Origin of the sequence: Empedobacter sp. R750 (assembly GCF_030324345.1) — a bacterium.
Classification (GTDB): domain Bacteria; phylum Bacteroidota; class Bacteroidia; order Flavobacteriales; family Weeksellaceae; genus Empedobacter; species Empedobacter falsenii_C.
The window spans coordinates 16303-37800 of sequence record NZ_JACAGF010000011.1 but is presented as its reverse complement, the minus strand read 5'-3'; the positions used below and the strand labels follow the sequence as shown (position 1 = coordinate 37800).

Sequence of the window (21498 nt, the reverse complement as noted above, 5' to 3'; positions counted from 1 at the left end):
TTTCTAAGGTTCTTCAATTTCTATTCTATTTTCGAAAATATTTAATTCATCATTTAAAAAGCGATGTTTTTCAGTTCGAGTTCCTTTCAGTCGAGGAGCTAAAATTCCTTCATGCCAAATAGTATCCGAACTCAAAATTCGTGCTTCATCCCACAAATCAGCATCAATAAAATGTTGTATGGTATCACTTCCACCTTCAATAATCAAGGATTGAATATTGTTTTCGTACAAATAATCCATTACTTGCGGCAATATTTTTTGTGTAAAATCTAATTGAACAAGTTCTAAATTTTCTTCAGAACAATTTTCAATCGAATTGAAAATTACAGTAGGTTGTGTTTGATCAAATAAATGGAAACTTCTCGGAATCGCTAAGTTTTTGTCAATCGCAATTCTCAACGGATTATTTCCTTCCCATAATCGCGTGTTAAGTTGCGGATTATCAATTAAAGCTGTGTTTTTTCCAACCAAAATAGCTTGTTCTTCTGTTCGCCATTTATGCACTAATTGCTTTGTATATTGGTTTGTAATCCATAATTGTACATCATCGCGTCCCATGTATCCATCTTCTGTTTGTGCCCATTTTAAGATAATATATGGACGTTTTTTCTGATGAAAAGTGATAAAACGTTTATTAAGTTTGATGCATTCTTTTTCCAAAACACCTAAAGTTACATCAACACCATTTTTCAGCAAACGCAAATAACCTTGTCCATTTACTTTCGCAAAAGGATCTAGAGTTCCGATTACTACTTTTGGAATCTCTTTTTCTATAATCAAATCCGCGCAAGGAGGTGTTTTTCCATGATGTGAACAAGGTTCTAACGTAACATATAACGTAGATTCTTTTAATAATTCTTGATTTTTAACCGAATTAATTGCGTTCACTTCGGCGTGTGGTCCACCATATTCTGACGTAAAGCCTTCGCCTATAATTTTGTTGTTATGTACAATAATAGAACCAACAAACGGATTAGGATATGTTGTTCCTAACCCGTTTGTTGCAATTTGTATACAACGAGCCATATATTGCTCATCGATAGATTGTTGTGTCATGCCTAAAAATTATGCATTAAAATCAATATTGAATAATGTTTTCAGTTTGATTTCTGCTTCAATTAATTTTTTACGTTTATCGTCAATTTGCTTGTAAACATCTTTTAATAAAGGATTGTTCTCATTTGCATTCGAAAAGAAATGTACATTATTATCCAATTGATTAATCTCTTTTTCTAAATCCTCAATTATTTTACGTGTTTTTCTAATCTCATCATCCAATAAATTTCCATTATTTCCAGATTTTACTTTATTGACAAATGATTTTAACTTATAATCGTTCAATTCATTTTTAGAAAGATTTAAAGCATCTAATTTTTTGTGGTAAACATCTGTAAATTCTTGATTGATTGAAATTTTTTCTGATGGAACTTTTCCTAAACTTGCCCAATTATGTTGAATTTCTTCTAATTGTTTCAACGCCTCATCTTTGTTTTCAGAAATCGTTTGATTTTTGAAATCGTTTAAGAAAGCTTGTTTCTTTTCGAAATTTAGTTCCAATTTTTGATTCGCTTGTTCGTGACGTTTTTTGTAACGATCAAAGAATTGATTACATGTATCTTTGAATTCTTTCCAGATTTTGTCTGAATTTTTTCTTGGAACATGACCAATTTTTTTCCAATCATTTTGGATTTTTTTAATCACTTGTACAGAAGCATTCCAATCCGTGCTTTCCGTATGTTGTTTTGCAATTTCTAACAAAGCCAATTTCTTTTCAAGATTCAGTTGTTGCTCTGATTTTAGATTTTTATAGAAATCATTTTTGATGTGATTAAATTGTCTTGTCACTTCTTTGAAAGCTTCCCAAGTTGCAGAATTTTTATCTTTCGGAACACGTCCAATTGTGATAAAGTTCTCACGCAAAGAGTTTATTTCAGAAATAGCTTTTTGCCAATCGCCATGCGATTTTGTTGTTGCTTGCTCAGAAATTTCTTTGATACGAGCGATAATTTGATTCTTCTTTTCTAAATTATCTTTTTGCTCTTGTTTTATTTTTTCATTCAATTCCCCTTTACGGTCATGAATTTTATTTGTTAATTCTTTGAATTTTTGCCACGTTGGTTCGCGCAAATCTTCTTGTACAGGGACGGCTTCTTCTTTCCATAAACGATGCAAATATTGCAATTCATTCAAAGCTTTTTGCACGTTTTGCTCTCCAATTAATTCTTCTGCACGTTTAATAATCGATTGACGAACTTCCAGATTATGTGCATAATCCAATGTTTGCAATTCCTTATTCATATCCAAATATGTGTAGAAATTATCTAAGTGGAAAAAATAATTTTTGAATACATTTTCAGCATTTTTGCTCGGAATTCTTCCTGCATTGTGCCAACGAGTTTTTAACTCACGAAATTTCTTGAACATTGCCGCCGAAGAATCACTTGGTTCTTGATACAAGGCTTTCAATTCGTCAATAATTTCTAAACGTTCCTTTAAATTATCAGATTCCTTTTTTTCGTTTTCTTTATGAAAAACTGCTAATTGATTTTTAAAATCGTTGTAAACAGCGTTAAATTTTGCTCTAAAAGATGTTTCGTATTTAAAATCTAATTCATCACCACCTTCACTTAAGAAAGCTTCTTTTTTTGCAGCTTCATCTTCTTCTAATTTAGTTTTGAATGCATCACGAATTTGATTAAAATGCTCGCGAATCTCTTGAACATCATATTTGCTTAATAGATTTTTTGCTTCGTTAATCAAAACATCAAAACTAAATTTTTCGTAATCTTTGAACGAAATATCGCTTATTTTTTCTTGGTTCGTTAACTCTACCGTTTTGTAAGATTCCGTGTTAGAGTCGTTTGTATTTGCAGGTTTAGGTAATTGTTCTCCGTCTGCATTTTGCAGGTTATCCATTTCAGTATTCATAAGAAATTAAGTTTTGTTTCTCAAATCTAATAAAATTTGAGGACAATATCAAGTCTATTTTGTACGATTATTCCAAATTTTCCAAGCTTTTTCAGCTTGTAAAACCAACATTTCGTGACCATTTTTAATTTTGGCTCCATTTTGTTGACCATTTTCTAAAAATTTTGTCAATGGTGGATTGTAAATTAAGTCGTACAATAAATGATTTTCGTTGATAAATTGATAGGGTAGAAGTGGAGCGTTTTCAGTATTTGGAAAAGTACCAACTGGCGAACAATTCACAATAATTTGATGATTATGAGTGATTTCTTCATTCAATTCATCATAAGAATAATGATTTTCGGTTTTTGTTCTCGAAACAATTTTATAGTCAATTTTCAATAAATCAAGAATATAAAAAACCGCTTTTGCAGCGCCTCCATTTCCTAAAACCAACGCTTTTTTGTGATGAGGTTCTAAAAGAGGTTCTATCGAATGGTGAAAACCGTAACAATCTGTATTATGCCCGATTCGTTTTCCATCTTGTATCAAAACGGTATTTACCGCACCAATTGCTTTGGCTTCTGGCGATAATTCGTCCAAAAATGGAATGATTTCTTGTTTGTAAGGAATTGTGACATTGAAGCCCACTAAACCTTCGGTTTCGAATACTTTTTCTACTTCATCGATTTGCTGTAAATCAAAAACATTGTAGACAGCGTCTACAATGTTCTCGTTTTTAAATTTTTCAGCAAAATAAGATTTAGAAAATGAATAGGAAATATTTCTTCCGATTAATCCAAATTGTCTCATTCTTCTGTTTTATTTTTATTGAATTGAGCTTTCACGATTCGGATAATCAACGGCATATTCGCCAATAATATAATTCCGAAAATGAATTTCTCTAAATTATTTTTTACAATGTCAAACTGACCTAATGTGTGTCCCAAAAGCGAAATAACGCCAACCCAAAGCACCGCGCCTATAAAACTATAGGTAATAAATGTGCGATAATTAAGGTTTGTAACACCACAAATAAATGGAATTATAGTACGAACTACAGGCATAAAACGAGCAATAATAATTGCTTTTTTACCATTTTCGTTAAAAAATTCTGTTGCTTTTTCGATATGTTTCTTTTTAAGAAACCACGAGTCTTTTCGTCCTAAAATCCAACCCCCAAATTTGCGTCCAACATAATAATTTACGTTATCACCAAGAATTGCTGCAACCATCAGTAATGGAATAATATATTCGATATGCAAATGGTTTTGATCATCGCTTGCCGCAATCATTCCAATCGAAAAGATTAGTGCATCTCCAGGTAAAAAAGGCATTAAAAATGACATGATAATTAAACCAGTTTCGGCGAAAATTATCAGGAATAAAATAACATATATCCAATAACCGTAATTATTGATAATGTCCATTAATACCTTGTCTGGGCGTTGAACAAAATTGGTGATAAACTCAATAATAGATTGCATTTTTTATTTTTTAAGCTCTAATTATATCAGCTCCAATAGCACGTAAACGTACATCGATATCTTCGTAACCACGGTCAATTTGATCGATATTATGAATAACAGTTTTTCCTTTCGCAGAAAGTGCAGCAATTAATAAAGACATACCGGCACGAATATCTGGCGAAGTTAATTCGGCTCCTTTCAATGGCGTTTCGTGATTAAGACCAATTACTGTTGCACGGTGCGGATCACATAAAATAATTTGGGCACCCATATCAATTAATTTATCCACGAAGAATAAACGAGATTCGAACATTTTTTGGTGAATCAAAACACTTCCTTTTGCCTGTGTTGCAATTACCAAAATAATTGACAATAAATCTGGCGTAAATCCTGGCCATGGCGCATCAGAAATAGTTAAAATAGAACCGTCAATAAAACGCTCGATTTCGTAATGTTCTTGAGCTGGAATATAAATATCGTCATCGCGACGTTCTAATTTGATTCCTAATTTTCTGAAAACATCTGGAATAACACCTAAATTTTCCCAGGAAACATTTTTGATTGTTAATTCAGATTTTGTCATTGCTGCTAAACCAATCCAAGATCCAATTTCGATCATATCTGGTAAACATGTATGTTCAGTTCCGCCTAATTTCTCAACTCCTTCAATCGTTAAAAGATTCGAAGAAATTCCAGAAATTTTAGCACCCATTCTGTTCAACATTTTACATAATTGTTGAATGTAAGGCTCACATGCAGCGTTGTAAATGGTTGTTGTTCCTTTCGCTAAAACTGCAGCCATAATAATATTTGCAGTTCCAGTTACAGAAGCTTCTTCTAATAACATATAAGAACCTTGTAATCCTTTTTCGTCCACTTCTACACCGTAGAAATCTTCGTCAGGATTGAAACGATATTTTGCTCCTAAAGCAAAGAAACCTTCGAAGTGCGTATCTAAACGACGACGTCCAATTTTATCTCCTCCTGGTTTTGGCATAAAAGCTTCTCCGAAACGAGCTAAAAGTGGTCCCATTAACATGATCGATCCACGTAAGGCAGCACCATCTTTGCGAAATTGTTTTCCTTTTAAATAATCTAATCGTAATTCGTCAGCTTGAAAAGTGAAATCTCCTTTTCCATTTTTTTGTGTTTTTACGCCTAAATCACCCAAAATTTCAATCAAACGATTGACATCTCGGATATCTGGAATATTTTTAACACGAACTTGTTCATTGGTTAATAAAACCGCACATAAAATTTGTAGTACTTCATTTTTAGCACCTTGCGGAGTAATTTCTCCTTTCAAAGGTTTCCCTCCCTTTATTTGAAATGTAGCCATTTAGTTGTATTAAATAGTTTTGATTTAACCTTTATTGTTTCGAACGTTTTGGTTTCGATTGTTGTTATTTTGATTATTTCGGTTATTGTTGTTTTGACGATTATTCGAATTTTGGTTATTATTTCGATTGTTGTTATTTTGATGATTACGATTATTGTTTTGGTAACTTCTATTGTTTTGATTGTTGTTTGAATGATTATTATTCGAATTCAAACGATCAGGTGAAACCAAATGATCATCAACTTTTCTCAAATCAATTTTACCATCAGATAATTCGTACAAATGATTAAAAATAACTTGATCGTCAACTGTATCTTTATTCCAAAGTAAATAACATTTTTTCATGTGATTGGCAATCGCAAAGTACAAACCTTCGCGTTTTTCACCTTCTGCCCACGTTACAGCAACATCAATCATTTTACGAATATTATTTCCGTAATATCTGTATTTATAGATGCTTTTTGGATAGTCTACTTTATTTGGTTTACTATTTACCGTATCTTTTTTTGTCGGAATTGGATAAGGAGATTTTACATCCAAATCAAATTCTGCCATTATAAAAAGTTGATCCCAAAGTTTGTGTTGAAAATCTGGTACATCGCGCAAGTGAGGATTTAATTCTCCCATTACTTCAATTATAATTTCGGCAAATCCGTTGCGTTCTGTTTCGTCTGTTATTGTTTTACAATGATTTACCATTTCTTGAATATGACGACCATATTCTGGAATAATCAATTGCGAACGAAGTGTATTATATTCCATTAAATTTTCTAATGTATTGGTTACAAATTTACAAAATTCTATCCGATTATTTGGGTAGAAAAGGTGTATTGATTGCTAATTTTTTATTAAATTTTATTCCTCAAAAAAACGGTTATAGTCGGAAGAAGATAAACCGTAAAACAAGATTTTGTCTATTCAATTCAAAATAGTTGAAAATCTTTATCACCAAGGAAAATTAAGTTAAAACCTTTTGGTTGTCAACAAATATAGTATTTTCTTTTAATAATTTAGAATTTTTGGTTTTTGTTTTAATCTTCCGTATAGTCAATAATATCACCTGGTTTACAACCTAAAGCTTTGCAAATTGCATTCAAAGTTTCGAAACGAATAGCCTTTGCTTTTCCATTTTTTAGAATAGATAAGTTAGATAATGTAATACCAACTTTTTCACTCAAATCATTCAAAGACATTTTACGTTTTGCCATCATGACATCTAAATTGATAATAATTGCCATATTTATATTGTTAAATCGTTTTCTTGTTTCATTTGAATAATTTTAAATAAAATTTAGATTTAGTTTCCATATTTAGTAATAATTTATTTTTCAAATTAAATAGAAATATTTTGAATTGCAAAATAAATTTATTGTAAAACAATAAAAATGTATTAATAAACAATTTAATTGTTGTTTTTGTAAGCTAATTAATTTTTATTGATTTGTAACGTTTTTGAACATTTATCCTCTATTTTGAATAATCCTTTAGGTAGAATGTTGTAGTACCTTTACAATCGTAAATGAAAACGATTTTTCACATATTTTCTGTCCTTTTTTTGATTGTTCTGTTTAGTTTTTCTAACAAAACAAATCAATCTTCTGCGCATCAAAAAGTAGAAAAAGAGACAATAAAATGTGATAATACAAATAGCACTATTGAAGGATTTACATTTACTGTAGAAGATTTAAAAATCAATGATTTTTCTTTTGATGAATTTATCAACGCAGATGTTAAGTTTAATTTTAATCAACAGATTTGTGTTCGTATTTTTTCTGATTTATTTTCTACTTCAACCAATAAAATTTGCCTGTTGAGGCATTATATCTACGGTTTACCATTTATCTGATAAACATAAAACTTTCTTATACATAACTATTTTCTAAGCATTCATTTTGTTTAGAAAGAGGAAACCTATTCACAAAAATTAAAAATTATGCACGAATTAAGTATTGTCAAAGACATATTTGATACGTTGAACGAGCACTATGATTCGAAGATAGAAGACATAGAAAAAGTTCAAATTACAGCTGGGCTTTTATCAAATGTTCAACCTGTTTTAATCCAAAATGCATTTGATGCATTTATAGCTGATAACCAAAATTATAATGAAATCGAGTTAGAGGTTTTAGTCAATGAAATTGTGGCGTATTGCGAACATTGTCACAAGAATTTCGAAGTTAAATATCACAAATTTGTTTGCGAAGATTGTTCAACACCATCCAGTACAATTGTCAAAGGAAATGAGCTTTTTATCTCGCAAGTCATCTTTAAAAATAAATAATCATTAATTAAACATATTTCAATTATGTCAACAAATACACAAAATCCAAAAAGTCTTGGGAATAGAGTAGGATCTGTTCAATGCGACAACACAACTTTACATTTATTAAAAGCCAACGATTATGTTGCAAATGCGATTCGCGAACGTCTGAAAGATGTTTGTATCATCAATGTTTGTTCGTCTCCAGGATCAGGAAAAACAACGTTGTTACAAGAAATTGGAAAACGTTTGGGTAAAGAATTGAATATTTCTGTTTTAGTTGGTGATCCAGAAACGGAGCGTGATGCAGTTCGTATGCGCGAAGTAGGAATTAATGCTTTGCAAATTGTAACAGGTGGAATGTGTCATATCGAAGCGCAAATGATTTTACAAGCTTTGGATCACATTAATTTGGATGGAACAGATTTATTATTTATCGAAAATGTAGGAAATCTTCTTTGTCCATCTGCTTTTGATTTAGGTGAAGATTATCGTGTAACACTTATTGCTACAACAGAAGGTGATGATAAACCAAAAAAGTATCCACGTATGTTCTTAACAAGTGAGTTGATGTTGGTTTCTAAATCAGATTTATTGCCATATGTACCTTTTTCTATCGAGGCGGTTACTAAAGATGCAAGAGAGGTTAATCCAAACTTAGAAGTGCAAACAATTAGTACCTTGAATGGAGAAGGAATTGACGAATGGTGTCAATGGTTGAAAGAGAAAGTTCAGTTGAAAAAAGAAGCTGCACAACAAAAATAATACATCGAAATAATGGAAAATCAGTTGGTTATTATAGATGAAATTCAGTCAAAAATTGAACAAGTAGAAAATGGTTTGGATCAATTAACGATTGAATGGTTTGAGATTCGAAAACAGAAAATTACGCGAAAAACAACTGCTGGTTTGACATTAGAACTTCGATTACAAACTAAAAATGAGTGGCAGAACGGCGATCGATTATTTCATGAAAACAATTTAATAGCTTCAGTTTACATAAAACCTTGTTTGTGTATTCAGTTTTCTGCAAAGTCGAAGTCCGATGCCGCTGATTTTTGTTACTTCGTTGGCAATCGTCACCTTCCTATTTACTGGAAAAACGATGATGATAATCAACTTTTGCTTCCTTATGATGGTCGTATGTACGAGCAACTTTTGACTCGTTATCAAGACAAAATACAACTTGTCGAAGCACAATTAATCAGTGAATTTTTATTAAAAAATTTGGTAAAAAATTAAACCATGAATTGTAAAATATTTCATCGCATAACCCTTATTTTATCATTCTTTATTTTCTTTCAAAGTTGTCATTCTTCTTCAAAAAAGAACGAACAACATGGTGAAATAAAAGCGGAAGATAGCCGTGGAAAAATAGTTTCGTTACCAGAAGAAGCAAAACGAGTAATTGTACTTTTTGAACCTTCTTTGGACGAAATTTACATGTTGCACGCCGAAGATAAAGTGGTTGGAATTCCGCAACAAGTTTTTCAGAATGAAGATAAATTTGAGTTCTATGCAAAATTAGATGAGCGAATCAAAAATAAAACAATTGCGACGCCAACTTTTGGAGGAGGATCAAGTAATATTGAAACAATTGTTGGTTTGCAGCCAGATTTAGCGATTGTTTATGAACAAAATATCGAAACAATTCAGCAATTAGAAGAATTAAATATTCCAGTTTTTACGGTTTCAAGTTTAAGTCAAGATAAGATTTACAAAGAATTGCTTGGAATGGGAACTTTATTAGGAAAAAAACAACGCGCAGAGGAAGTGGTTTCTTATGTAAAAACAGAAGCTGAAAAGTTGAAAACTCCTGTAAACGAAAAGCCTAAAAAAGTCTATTACGCATGGTCGAAAGGACGTATTTTTTCGACATCTGGAAAAGGAACTTTGTTAGATTTAGCGATCAAATTATCGGGTGCAGAAAATGCTTGTCCGTTGGAAATGGAATCGCCAAATGTAGGAGCAGAATCGATTTATAAATGGAATCCAGATTTGATTGTACTTTGGAATTCGAGCCTTGATGAGGTGTATCAACTAAAAGAATTGGATGCTTTGCCAGCGGTAAAATCAAAACAAGTTTTCGCGATGAATCCTGCGTTTTATTACGATCCGCATACGGTTAAGTTTTTATTATTTGCCAAGCAACTTCGCAATTGGTGTTATCCTTCGGCTTATTCGACTGAACAATTAAACAAAGAGGTGCAAAACGATATCATGCAATTGTACCAAAAACCAGATTTATACAAGAAAAATGCAATCTAAATTGAAATCTTACGGTCTACTTTTGATTTTACCACTTACGGTTGTTATCCTTTCTATGACAATGGGCGCAACTAATTTTGTAGGCATTTCGGAGTTGATTCGTTACAGTTCATCTGCAATCAGCAAGTTAATTTCGGGAACAACTAATTTACCTCAATCAAGTATAGAAACTATTTTGTGGCAAGTTCGTTTACCTCGTATTGTATTAACGTTTATTGTTGGTGCAGCTTTGGCATCATCTGGTAATGTTTTACAAGCAATTTTCAGAAATCCAATTGTCGATCCATTTACATTAGGTATATCGTCTGGATCTGCTGTTGGCGCAGCTTTGGCGATGGTTGTTCCTGTGTTATCCATTAATATTTCAGCATTTGTATTTGGAATTTGTGCTGTTTTATTAACGTATTTAATATCTAAGACAAATGTCAAAAGTTCGTTAATCAATATGGTTTTATCAGGAATGATAATTTCTGGAGTTTTTACAGCCGTTTTGACGCTTTTACAATACATCAGCGATCCATACAAATTGCAAATGATTGTGCAATGGACAATGGGAAATTTACATACAGCTTCTTGGGAAAAAGTAGAAATAGCTTTTTATCCGATTTTAATTGGTTTAACCATTATTATTTTATTCCGTTGGAAACTTAATTTATTGTCTTTGGGTGATGAAGAAGCGCTTGCAGTTGGTGTAAAACCAGGACTTTTGAAAGTTATTTTGATAGGTGTTGCAACCTTAATTACAGCCGCTTGTGTTGCCGCAGTTGGTGTGATAAGTTTATTTGGATTAATCGTTCCACATATTAGTCGAATGTTTTTTGGACCAAATAACGAAAAAACGGTTTGGGCAAATATTAGTATTGGCGGAACTCTTCTTTTGGTCATTGATGATTTTTCGAGAACGGTAATGCCTTTTGAGATTCCGGTTGGTGTTTTTACAATGTTGATTGGTGCACCAATTTTTATTTATCTGATGAGAAAAAACGCAGCAAATTGGAACTAATGAAAACAATAGTTAACATACAAAACTTATCGTTTACCTACGGAAAAGATAAAATTCTGAATGATGTAAATGTCAATTTTTCTGAAGCAAAATTATCTGTAGTGATGGGAAAAAATGGAAGTGGAAAATCGACTTTGTTTAATATTATCGCAGGTTTGGAGAAGAAATACGACGGAAATGTTTTCATTAGAAATGAAGAACGAAAAAAGATAAAAGTTGGATCATCTTCGCTTCGTTTAGGCTTTATGACACAGTTTCATCAAACTACTTTTCCGTTCAAAGTTTTTGATGTGGTGATGACTGGTCGCGCTTCTTTTTCGAGATTTTCTCCAAAAAAAGATGATTATCAAATTGTCGAAGAAATGTTAACGAAGTTTAATTTGTGGCATTTAAAAGACAAAGCTTATACTTCGCTTTCTGGTGGAGAAAGACAATTGGTATTGTTGTGCCGTGTTTTGGTTCAAAATCCAGATGTTTTGATGTTAGACGAACCAACGAATCACTTGGATTTGCATTACCAAGTTTTGGTTTTAGAAACTTTACAAGAACTTGTCAAACAAGGAAAAACCGTCCTTTGTGTGATGCATGATCCTAATTTGGCATTTATGTATGGTGATCAATTTTATATGATGAAAAATCATCAATTGGTTGATTTAGAAAATTATAATCAAGAAGAAATTAAAAATATTCTGCAAGAAACGTATCAATTGCCTTTGTTGAATTTAACTCATCAAGGAAAACAATTGTTTGTGCCACAATTAAAATAAAAATTGAATGAAAAATATAAAAATTACACCTGTTGAAACTCATCAGGTCGAAGAAATATTGCCTTATGTGATCGAGTTTAGACGCGATTTATTTCCAACATTAGATCCGACAATTGTTCCAAAAGACTTGTTGAACTTTATGTCAAATTACATCGAAAGCCAAACTGGAATTTTTCTTCAGGCGCGTGATGAAAACAATAAAATTATTGGCGTTATCGGTATGATGCCTTTCGATTATCGTTTTCCTCATCTTTCTGTTGGTAAAGAAAAAACGGTTGAGGTTGCTCGTTTGTTTGTGGAGCCGGCTTATCGTCGATTTGGTTTGGGAACGCAATTGTTTCAGGAATTGGAAAAGCAAGCGCATCAAAAAAATATTCATCGTTTGTATTTGCACACTCATCCAAGTTTACCAGGAGCGTATGAGTTTTGGTTGAAACTAGGTTTTGATTTGATGATGTTTTGCGAAAAATCAAATTTTCCTACTTATCACATGCAAAAAGAGATTGGTACAATCGAATTAAAAAATAATATTTCTCAAAATGAAAAGATCTTTCATGTATAAAATTATCACCTTTAGTTTTTTCATTTTTCTTGGAATAACAGCTACTGCACAAGAAACAAAAATGATTTTTGGTAAAATTCTAAATCAAGAAGACCAACCAATTTCGAATGCAATTATTTCGATTGAAAATGACACGTACAACGTAGAAACTGCTGAAAATGGAGAGTTTAAATTCGAAAAAGAAGTTCAACTTCCGTTGACAATTTCGATTATGGCTGATGGTTTGAATTCAACAAATTTTGTGATTACAAAACAAAATTGGAACGAGCAAACAGGTCTTAAAATCTATTTATCAAAGGAATCGACACAATTAGGAGAAGTTTTAATTAGTTCGGATAAAAAGAATTCATATTATCAACATACGATCACTTTTGATGGAAAATTGAATGGAAATCTGAAAGATTTACCACAGACAATTAGTATTGCGAATCGCCAATTGATGGACGATAAACAAGCGTTTAAAGTTTCGGATATGGTGCATGATTTATCGGGTGTTAATCAAGCTTCATCTTATGACGATTATACATTGAGAGGTTTTAGCAGCGGATACGGAAATAGTTTGCGTTTGGTGAATGGTTTGCGCTCTGGTTTTGGTTATGGAACAAGTTATTTCAATTCGCCTTTGACGATTAATTTGGAAAGAATCGAGGTTTTGAAAGGTTCGGGAGGAACGTTATTTGGTGATATTGCGCCAGGTGGAACAATTAATTTAGTGAGTAAAAAACCATTGGAAGATTTCAAAGGTGCTGTCAGTTTTTCATCAGGAAGTTTTGAAACTTTGCGTACAACCTTGGATATTGGTGGACCATTGAGTAATAATTTATTTTATAGATTGAATGCAGGTTACCAAACAAGTAAAACATTCAGAAAAAATAACAATCAAAAAATAGTTTCAGTAGCGCCATCTTTTACGTTCAAACCAAGAAAAGGAACACAAATCGATGTGGATTTGACGTACGACAATTTTGATGGTTATTTGGATCGTGGAATGGGTGTGAAACAAACAGATCTATATGCAATCAATCGTTCTTTTACATTGTCTCAACCATCAGATTTTTTCAAAACAGAAACATTTTCATTTCGTACAAAATTGACACAAAAGATTCTAGACAATTTATCATTAACGCTTAATTATTCGAAATCAATTTATAAAGAAAAATTAAACGAACACAGAACGTTGAATAGTTTTGCAGATGCACCATATAACACAATTGTAAACATGCGTTTCTTGTCTCGTGAAGCAACTGATTACACAGATAATGCTGTTGCTTTTTTGAATTATAAATTGCAAAAAGGACAAGTAAAACAAAATATAATTTTTGGTGTTGATTATGCGCAATATAAGCCAGATGCGGACAATCAGCAGAAAGAGGCGAGAAGCAAAGAGGTGAATGGAGAAATTGTTCCGTTGACATTTGATTTGAATCATCCAATTTACGAATCGAAAGATTTATCTTCTTACAAATGGTTAAAACAAGCATCTTTTCCATTTTTGAGTTCTTACAAAACAACTGGTGTTTATGTACAAGATCAAGTAAAATTTAATCGATTAGAAATGTTATTTGGTTTGCGTTACGAGCATTATACATCAGAAAGTGCAGATCCAAAAACGCCTTATTCAGCAACTCAAGATACATGGTTACCTCGTGTGGGATTGACATATAAAGTAACGCCAACAATAAATTATTTCGCTAATTATTCGCAAGGTTATGTGCCAATTGCTGCTGATTATGTAGCAAATTACAAAAATTATGGTGCTGATAAACCATTCAAATCAGAGAGAAGTTTCCAAGTAGAAACAGGATTGAAAACAGAATTTTTCAAGAAGAAATTGCAAATAGATTTAGCGCTTTATCAAATTCAACGCAATGATATGATGATGCCAACAGGACAATTGAGCGATGCTGGTTTTCCTGTTTATCGTCAATCGGGGAAAGTTTCTTCGAAAGGTTTGGAGCTTGATTTACGTGGACAATTGCATCGTAATTTACAAATGAGTTTCAATTATACGTACACAGACACAAAGGTTAAAGCTTCTTCTGTTGCTTCGGAAGTTGGAATGTCTTTGCCAAATGCACCGAAAAATATGGCAAATGTATGGTTGAAATATTCGGTTTTGCATGATACTTTCAAAGGTTTAGGATTTGGTCTTGGCGCTTCTTATGTAAGTGATCGACGTATGGAAAATTCTGTTGGGAAAGATGCACAAGGGAATGCTGAGTGGGGATTTTTGCCAGATTACACAGTGGTAAATGCTGCAATTTATTATGATTTGAACCCATTAAAAATTTCAGTACAGTTCAATAATATTTTCGATAAATATTATTTCCAAGGAGGAATTGATTATACACGCGTTTTCCCTGGATCTCCAAGTAATATGATGGCTACGTTAAGCTATTCATTCTAAAAAAATAAAACAAACAAAACACAAAAATGATTTCAATTACACGCAAAATAAGCATTGTTGCTGCCTTTTTATTCACGATTAGTAATAGTTTTGGACAATTAAGTCCTCCAGGTTTAGGGAAAGCTAAAACCGCTTCTTGGGCTGCTTTTGGCGTGCAACATAAGTTAGATTCTACAGGAAATAAATATGCGGTTGCTTATGTTGGAATGGGACGAAAAAGTTCGCCAGATAATTATAATCCAGTTGATAAACCTGCAATTTTAGTCTTGAATTATGAGATTTACAATAAATTCAAACCAAATCAACAATATAGTTATGCGATAAGTTATCGTCGTCAAAATGAATTTGATTCTGAAGCGCCTTTTCATAAAGAGGGAATAGAGCAGGAGTTTAGAGTTTATGGGCGTTATGCGTATACTGCGAATTTAGGAAAGTTGAAATGGAAGAATACAATTAGACAAGAATTCAGAAAGTTTTTTGATGCTGATTTTAATGAAGTTGACGAAAATTTTCAGTTAAGAACACGTGTAAAATCGCAATTAACGTATCCAATTTCTGATAAGAATAAACAATCTTTAGCGCTTAGTGTCGAAGGTTTATTTGCGACGAGTTATATGAACGATGTGGAAAAACATTGGACAAAATATGCGTACAAAGAAACGCGTTTGGGACTTTATTATATGTTCCAAATTCCGAATTCTCCGTTGACGATGGATATTGGTTATGTTAACAACTTGATTAGGAATTATTCAGAAGTGAAATCGGGTGTGCATTATGTTGCAGTGGATTTGGTTTGGAAGCTTCCGTAGGAATTAAATAAGTGATTTTGAATGATAATGATTTATTTTAATAAACAATTATATTATTTAAAATGAGTAGATTAATCATTTTTAAATAAGATTAATCATTATTCATCAAAGGTTTTAGAATAGTCAAAAAGAATGAAATTGTCACGTTTTTGAATATTTATCTGATTTTTTAAGTAAGAAACGAACAAAGTAAAACGTCTAATTTTACATCGGTAATGAAAAAGGTTTTCTCTATAGTATTTTTAATGTTATTTATTACGGTCGTAATAAGTATCTCGAAGTTTTCTCAAACGAGAAGTCTTGTCGAGGCGCATAGAGAACACACAGAACAAATAGATTGTGGAACAAAATTATCTACTCAATTTGATAATTTCAATCTATTATCAGTTGATGAAAATAAATCAGAATCCGAAATTTTTACATTCGATTGTGATTTGTTTGTTCGCTTTTTGACTATTTATTTTCATCAAACCTTTTATCAAAAAATATCGGAAACAGTTGAAGTTAAGACTTTAAAAAGTTTACCGAAATACATCTTATTTCATTCGCTACAAATCGATTACAAATAATTAATTTTTATTGATCTACAATAGATTTCGTTGTTTTTAGCTAAACAATGAACGGTTCTTATTGTCAAAATTCAACATATTCATACACAAATTGTTTACATCAATGTGTAGGATAAATATCTAATTTTTTAAAAAATAAAAAAATGCATTTAACACCACGCGAATTAGAAAAGCTAATGTTACATACTGCTGGAGAGCTTGCGTTGAAACGTAAAGCAAGAGGCGTAAAATTAAATTATCCAGAATCTATTGCGCTTATCAGCCACTTTATTTTGGAAGGTGCAAGAGATGGGAAACGAGTTGCAGAATTGATGCAAGAAGGTGCAAACATCTTAACAACTGACGATGTAATGCCAGGAGTTGCAGAAATGATACACGATGTACAAGTGGAGGCGACTTTTCCTGACGGAACAAAGTTGGTAACGGTTCATAATCCTATTCGTTAATTCTAAAAATAAAAGAAAATGATACCAGGAGAAATTTTTGTAAAAGAAGGAACAATTGTTTGTAACGAAGGTAGAGATACCGTAAAAATTAATGTGATTAATACAGGAGATCGACCAATACAAGTTGGTTCTCATTTCCACTTTTTCGAAGTGAATAAAGCGATGCTTTTTGATCGTGAAGCTGCTTTCGGAAAACGATTAAATATTATTTCAAGTACAGCTATTCGTTTTGAGCCAGGAGAAGAAAAAGAAGTTGAATTAGTAGAAATCGCTGGTGACAAAAAAATGTACGGATTCAGCAATTTAGTTCAAGGTTCTATAGAATCAGACGAGCAAAAACAACAAGCATTAGAGAATATGAAATCTCACAATTTTAAAAGTCTTTAAAATGAGTTTAGAAGTAGACAGAAAACAATACGCCAATATTTTAGGCCCTACAACGGGAGATAAAGTACGTTTAGGAGATACAAATCTTATCATCGAAATTGAAGATGATTTTGGACATTATGGTGATGAATCAATTTTTGGAGGAGGAAAAACTGTACGTGATGGTATGGGACAAAACTCTACAAAATTGCGTGCAGAAGGTGTTTTAGACCTTTGTATTACGCGTGCAATTATTATTGATCACTGGGGAATTGTAAAAGCAGATATCGGAATCAAAGATGGTAAAATCGTTGGTATTGGTAAAGCTGGTAACCCAGATACAATGGACGGAATTACTGAAGGAATGATTATTGGAGCTTCGACAGAAGTACACAATGGAGCTGGAATGATTGTGACTGCTGGTGGTATCGATACTCATATTCACTACATTTCTCCACAACAAATCAATACTTCTTTATTCAGTGGTATTACAACAATGATTGGTGGAGGTACAGGACCTAATGATGGTTCTAATGCAACAACGGTTACGCCAGGGAAATTCAATATTCAAAAAATGATGGAAGCAACTGAGTCTTTCCCAATGAATTTTGGATTTTTCGGAAAAGGAAACTGTGCAACTGTTGAGCCAATTGAAGAGCAAATAGAAGCTGGAGCTTTAGGAGTAAAAATTCACGAAGACTGGGGAGAAACACCATCTACAATTGATGCAGCATTGAAGGTTGCAGATAAATATGATGTACAAGTTGCGATCCACACTGATACATTAAACGAAGGTGGTTTCTTAGAAGATACAATGGAAGCAATCAATGGTCGTGTTATTCACACATTCCATACAGAGGGAGCTGGTGGAGGTCACGCGCCAGATATCATCAAATCTGCGATGTATCCAAATGTATTACCAGCGTCTACAAATCCAACTCGTCCTTATTCAGTTAACACAATTGATGAGCACTTGGATATGTTAATGGTTTGTCACCATTTGAGTAAAAATATACCTGAAGATGTAGCATTCGCAGATTCTCGTATTCGTCCAGAAACAATTGCTGCTGAAGATATTTTACATGATATGGGTGTTTTCAGTATCATGAGTTCAGATTCTCAAGCAATGGGACGTCCTGGAGAAGTAATTTCAAGAACTTGGCAAACGGCAAGTAAAATGAAAGATCAACGTGGAGAAATTGAAGAAGATAAAGGTCATGACAATGATAACTTCCGCGCAAAACGTTACATCGCAAAATATACAATCAATCCTGCAATAGCACACGGAATCTCAGATTATATTGGATCTGTTGAGGTTGGTAAAATTGCCGATTTAGTAATTTGGAAACCAGCTATGTTTGGTGTTAAACCAGAAATGATCTTGAAAGGAGGATTTATCGCAGGTAGTAAAATGGGTGATCCAAACGGATCTATTCCAACTCCACAACCAGTTATTTACAGAAATATGTTTGGTTCTTTTGGTAAAGCAGTTCAGAAAACGAATATCACATTTGTTTCTCAGGCTTCTATCGATAACGGAACAATTGACAGCTATAATTTGAACAGAGTTTTCTTACCTGTTAAAAACTGTAGAAATATTGGTAAAAAAGATTTGATTCACAACGATAAAACACCAAATATCGAAGTGAATGCAGAAAATTATAAAGTATATGTTGACGGAGAATATATTACATGCGAACCATCGGAAGTAGTTCCTTTAGCTCAATTGTATTATTTATTCTAATTATTAAAAATAGGCTCAGACAATGTGCTGAGCCTTTTCAAATATTTTTAATGAATTAATAAAATCAGGTTTTTAAGTATAAATGATAAATTTTAATCAAATAGTTTTTTCAATTGCAGTAATTGGAATGTCATTGGTTTCAGGGAAAATGGACGGGCAAATCTTAGGAGGAATGAGATTGAAAGACAATGATGAAGGTCCAAAAGGGCAATTTTCACTATATGGTTCATTGGATTATTCTAAAGTTACGTCGCCATCTGGTCGTAGCAGCAACGTCTCAAGTGCTCCGATTGGAATAGGGTATTTCTTCAATAATAATGATGCGATTGGGGTTAACTACGCATATACCGAAGATAATGTCAATCATCAAGTTGTAAGCAAACAAAATGAAACAGGGATTTGGTATAGTCCGTCCTTGGCGCTTGGTAAATATTTTACGCTAATTGCGCATTTTGATGTGCATTATGTTTGGGGACAACAATTGTCTGAAACAACAGCGTCTATGGAAAATTTTAATGGTTTTCGATTGAGAGGTTATCCTATGATTGGGATTGTTTTAGGCGGCGGCTGGGGACTGAAATTTAGATTTGCAGATTTTTCGCTGTTAGAAACAAAATCAAAAGAAGGTTGGACAAAAACATCTGTTGCTGGAGTTAATGGCTCTGCATTTGGAATGGGCGTATCTAAAAATATCGATTTTAGAAGAAAAAATTAAGCAAGATGATTATTAATGAGAGAATAGGAACTGTTGCAGAACAATCAATTTTACAATCAATTGATTATTTGGATTTAGATTGGTACGAAACAACCAAAAGAATTCAACGCAAAAGAACAAGAGGTGGAAAAGATGTCGCGATCAAATTTTTGAAAGATAAACAACGTTTGCACGATGGTGATATTCTTTTTATGGATGACGAAACGGCAATTGTTGTGAATGTTTTAGAAACCAAAACGATTGTACTTTCTCCTCAATCTATTCTCGAAATGAGCGCACTTTGCCACGAAATAGGAAACAAACATTTACCACTTTACAATGAAAATGATTTGTTGCTTATGCCTTTCGAATTGACCATTTTTCGCTGGTTAGAATCATCTGGCTACAATCCAAAAGTTCAAGATTTAAAACTCCTACATCTATTGAATGCCAATGTAGATCATCATCGCGAAACCAAAGTAGGAGGTTCAATGTCTACAAAAAATCTGAAAATAAAATTATCGTAAAAAGATAAAGAATGAAACAAGAATTTTTAGCAAGTTTATTACATATTTCTGATCCTACTTTACCGATTGGTGCTTATACACATTCGAATGGATTAGAAACTTATATTCAGAATGGAATCGTCAATAACAAACAAACGGCGCAAGAGTTTGTAGAAAATATGATGAAATATAATCTGAAATATAATGATGGTGCTTTTGTAAAATTAGCGTACGAAGCAACTCAACATTCAGATTTGAAAGAAATTTTGAAATTAGATGAAGAATGTTCTGCTCTAAAAGCGCCAAAAGAAATCAGACAAGCAAGTCAGAAATTAGGTTTGCGTTTAATCAAAATTTTCAAGCGTCGCGTAGAATCAGAATTTGTTGAGGAATACGAGCGCAACATCAAACAAAACATCGCTTATTCTAATTACGCGATTGTTTTCGGAATTTATACCAGTTTATTGCAAATTCCACTTTACGAAGCATTGTTTGCTTTTTACTACACTTCGGCTTCTGGAATTGTAACAAACGCAGTGAAATTAGTGCCTTTGGGACAATTGGATGGGCAAGATTTAATGTTCGATTTGTACGAAACAATTTCTCAAACAGCCAAAGAAACAATAGAATTAGATAGAGAATATGTAGGCTTATGCAACACATCGTTTGATATCAGATGTATGCAACACGAACGCTTATATTCTCGCTTATACATGTCATAAATTTTATAAACAATATTCAAAATGGAAAATAGAAAATATATCAAAGTTGGAGTTTGTGGACCTGTAGGTTCTGGAAAAACAGCTTTATTAGAAAAATTAAGTCGAAAAATGTTTAGTGATTATAATTTAGGAGTGATCACAAACGATATTTTTTGTTCAGAAGATGCAAAATTTATGGCAAAAAATAGCCTTTTACCAGAAGATAGAATTATTGGTGTAGAGACTGGAGGTTGCCCTCATACAGCGATTCGTGAAGATGCAAGTATGAATTTGGAGGCGGTTGATGAATTAGCAGATCGTTTTCCTGATATCGAATTGATTTTAATCGAAAGTGGAGGAGATAATTTAGCAGCAACGTATAGTCCAGATTTAGCTGATGTGACGATTTTTATTATTGATGTGGCAGAAGGTGAAAAAATTCCAAGAAAAGGTGGGCCTGGTATCCAACGTTCCGATTTATTAATCATCAATAAAATAGATTTAGCGCCACATGTAGGAGCAAGTTTAGAAGTGATGGAAAGCGATACAAAACGCATGAGAAACGGAGCTCCTTTTGTTTTCACAAACCTAAAAACAGAAGAAGGTTTGGATGGTGTTATTGGTTGGATTAAAAAATATGCACTTTTAGAAGAAATCGAAGAACCAAATCTTTTGAGATAA

The 21498-nt window shown here is 32.7% G+C and carries 24 protein-coding genes; 17 read left to right on the top strand and 7 right to left on the bottom strand.

Annotated features, from left to right (window positions below):
• Positions 1-3: 3 nt before the first annotated feature.
• From ribD to HXZ74_RS11905, 7 genes are all read right to left on the bottom strand, one after another.
• Positions 4-1056, bottom strand: a complete 1053-nt coding sequence (ribD, locus tag HXZ74_RS11935) for a bifunctional diaminohydroxyphosphoribosylaminopyrimidine deaminase/5-amino-6-(5-phosphoribosylamino)uracil reductase RibD (RefSeq protein ID WP_286475604.1) — start codon at positions 1054-1056, stop codon at positions 4-6.
• Positions 1057-1065: 9 nt separating this feature from the next.
• Positions 1066-2928, bottom strand: a complete 1863-nt coding sequence (locus HXZ74_RS11930) for a DUF349 domain-containing protein (RefSeq protein ID WP_286475602.1) — start codon at positions 2926-2928, stop codon at positions 1066-1068.
• A gap of 54 nt (positions 2929-2982) precedes the next feature.
• The gene (locus tag HXZ74_RS11925) at positions 2983-3720 is read right to left on the bottom strand and encodes a shikimate dehydrogenase family protein (RefSeq protein ID WP_038336671.1); all 738 of its coding nucleotides are present in this window, start codon (positions 3718-3720) and stop codon (positions 2983-2985) included.
• The gene (locus HXZ74_RS11920) at positions 3717-4394 is read right to left on the bottom strand and encodes a DedA family protein (RefSeq protein ID WP_038336669.1); all 678 of its coding nucleotides are present in this window, start codon (positions 4392-4394) and stop codon (positions 3717-3719) included. The genes HXZ74_RS11925 and HXZ74_RS11920 overlap by 4 nt, the downstream gene beginning before the upstream one ends.
• A gap of 10 nt (positions 4395-4404) precedes the next feature.
• Complete coding sequence (gene murA / locus HXZ74_RS11915) at positions 4405-5715, bottom strand: UDP-N-acetylglucosamine 1-carboxyvinyltransferase (RefSeq protein ID WP_280062341.1); 1311 nt, start codon at positions 5713-5715, stop codon at positions 4405-4407.
• Positions 5716-5739: 24 nt separating this feature from the next.
• Positions 5740-6477, bottom strand: coding sequence for a DUF4290 domain-containing protein (locus HXZ74_RS11910; protein WP_280062340.1), 738 nt, complete (start codon positions 6475-6477; stop codon positions 5740-5742).
• Positions 6478-6746: 269 nt separating this feature from the next.
• A complete protein-coding gene (locus HXZ74_RS11905; RefSeq protein ID WP_115000022.1) occupies positions 6747-6953 on the bottom strand; it encodes a helix-turn-helix domain-containing protein in 207 nt (68 codons plus the stop codon).
• A 281-nt stretch (positions 6954-7234) separates the two neighbouring features.
• Here HXZ74_RS11905 and HXZ74_RS11900 point away from each other — a divergent pair, with 281 nt between their 5' ends.
• The 17 genes from HXZ74_RS11900 to ureG all read left to right on the top strand — a co-directional run bounded on the left by HXZ74_RS11900 (position 7235) and on the right by ureG (position 21498).
• Positions 7235-7561 (top strand): hypothetical protein, encoded by a 327-nt coding sequence (locus HXZ74_RS11900; protein WP_280062339.1) that lies wholly within the window; start codon positions 7235-7237, stop codon positions 7559-7561.
• An 87-nt stretch (positions 7562-7648) separates the two neighbouring features.
• Entirely contained in the window at positions 7649-7996 is a 348-nt protein-coding gene (locus HXZ74_RS11895; RefSeq protein ID WP_038336663.1) for a hydrogenase maturation nickel metallochaperone HypA/HybF, read from the top strand.
• 24 nt (positions 7997-8020) lie between these two features.
• Complete coding sequence (hypB, locus tag HXZ74_RS11890) at positions 8021-8740, top strand: hydrogenase nickel incorporation protein HypB (RefSeq protein ID WP_052217937.1); 720 nt, start codon at positions 8021-8023, stop codon at positions 8738-8740.
• A 12-nt stretch (positions 8741-8752) separates the two neighbouring features.
• Positions 8753-9217 (top strand): urease accessory protein UreE, encoded by a 465-nt coding sequence (locus HXZ74_RS11885; RefSeq protein WP_286475599.1) that lies wholly within the window; start codon positions 8753-8755, stop codon positions 9215-9217.
• Positions 9218-9220: 3 nt separating this feature from the next.
• Positions 9221-10243 (top strand): ABC transporter substrate-binding protein, encoded by a 1023-nt coding sequence (locus HXZ74_RS11880; protein ID WP_286475597.1) that lies wholly within the window; start codon positions 9221-9223, stop codon positions 10241-10243.
• Positions 10233-11246, top strand: a complete 1014-nt coding sequence (locus HXZ74_RS11875) for a FecCD family ABC transporter permease (protein ID WP_038336659.1) — start codon at positions 10233-10235, stop codon at positions 11244-11246. The genes HXZ74_RS11880 and HXZ74_RS11875 overlap by 11 nt, the downstream gene beginning before the upstream one ends.
• On the top strand, positions 11246-12013 hold the full coding sequence (locus HXZ74_RS11870) for an ABC transporter ATP-binding protein (protein ID WP_286475594.1): 768 nt from the start codon (positions 11246-11248) through the stop codon (positions 12011-12013). The genes HXZ74_RS11875 and HXZ74_RS11870 overlap by 1 nt, the downstream gene beginning before the upstream one ends.
• Positions 12014-12020: 7 nt before the next feature.
• Positions 12021-12575, top strand: coding sequence for a GNAT family N-acetyltransferase (locus HXZ74_RS11865; RefSeq protein WP_286475592.1), 555 nt, complete (start codon positions 12021-12023; stop codon positions 12573-12575).
• Positions 12568-14982: a TonB-dependent receptor gene (locus HXZ74_RS11860; RefSeq protein ID WP_286475590.1), complete on the top strand. Its 2415-nt coding sequence runs from the start codon at positions 12568-12570 to the stop codon at positions 14980-14982. Before HXZ74_RS11865 ends, HXZ74_RS11860 begins: the two co-directional genes overlap by 8 nt.
• A gap of 26 nt (positions 14983-15008) precedes the next feature.
• Positions 15009-15791 carry a DUF2490 domain-containing protein gene (locus HXZ74_RS11855; RefSeq protein WP_286475588.1) on the top strand — a complete coding sequence of 261 codons (783 nt, stop codon included), beginning with the start codon at positions 15009-15011 and terminating at the stop codon, positions 15789-15791.
• Positions 15792-16503: 712 nt separating this feature from the next.
• Positions 16504-16806: an urease subunit gamma gene (ureA, locus tag HXZ74_RS11850; RefSeq protein ID WP_038336653.1), complete on the top strand. Its 303-nt coding sequence runs from the start codon at positions 16504-16506 to the stop codon at positions 16804-16806.
• Positions 16807-16824: 18 nt separating this feature from the next.
• Complete coding sequence (gene ureB, locus HXZ74_RS11845; RefSeq protein WP_038336652.1) at positions 16825-17193, top strand: urease subunit beta; 369 nt, start codon at positions 16825-16827, stop codon at positions 17191-17193.
• 1 nt (position 17194) lies between these two features.
• The gene (ureC, locus tag HXZ74_RS11840; RefSeq protein WP_286475587.1) at positions 17195-18916 is read left to right on the top strand and encodes an urease subunit alpha; all 1722 of its coding nucleotides are present in this window, start codon (positions 17195-17197) and stop codon (positions 18914-18916) included.
• 82 nt (positions 18917-18998) lie between these two features.
• Entirely contained in the window at positions 18999-19631 is a 633-nt protein-coding gene (locus tag HXZ74_RS11835) for a hypothetical protein (RefSeq protein WP_115000040.1), read from the top strand.
• Between the two features lie 5 nt (positions 19632-19636).
• Positions 19637-20137, top strand: coding sequence for an urease accessory protein UreE (locus tag HXZ74_RS11830; protein ID WP_115000041.1), 501 nt, complete (start codon positions 19637-19639; stop codon positions 20135-20137).
• 11 nt (positions 20138-20148) lie between these two features.
• Positions 20149-20838, top strand: a complete 690-nt coding sequence (locus HXZ74_RS11825; RefSeq protein WP_115000043.1) for an urease accessory protein UreF — start codon at positions 20149-20151, stop codon at positions 20836-20838.
• A gap of 21 nt (positions 20839-20859) precedes the next feature.
• Entirely contained in the window at positions 20860-21498 is a 639-nt protein-coding gene (gene ureG / locus HXZ74_RS11820) for an urease accessory protein UreG (protein WP_115000045.1), read from the top strand.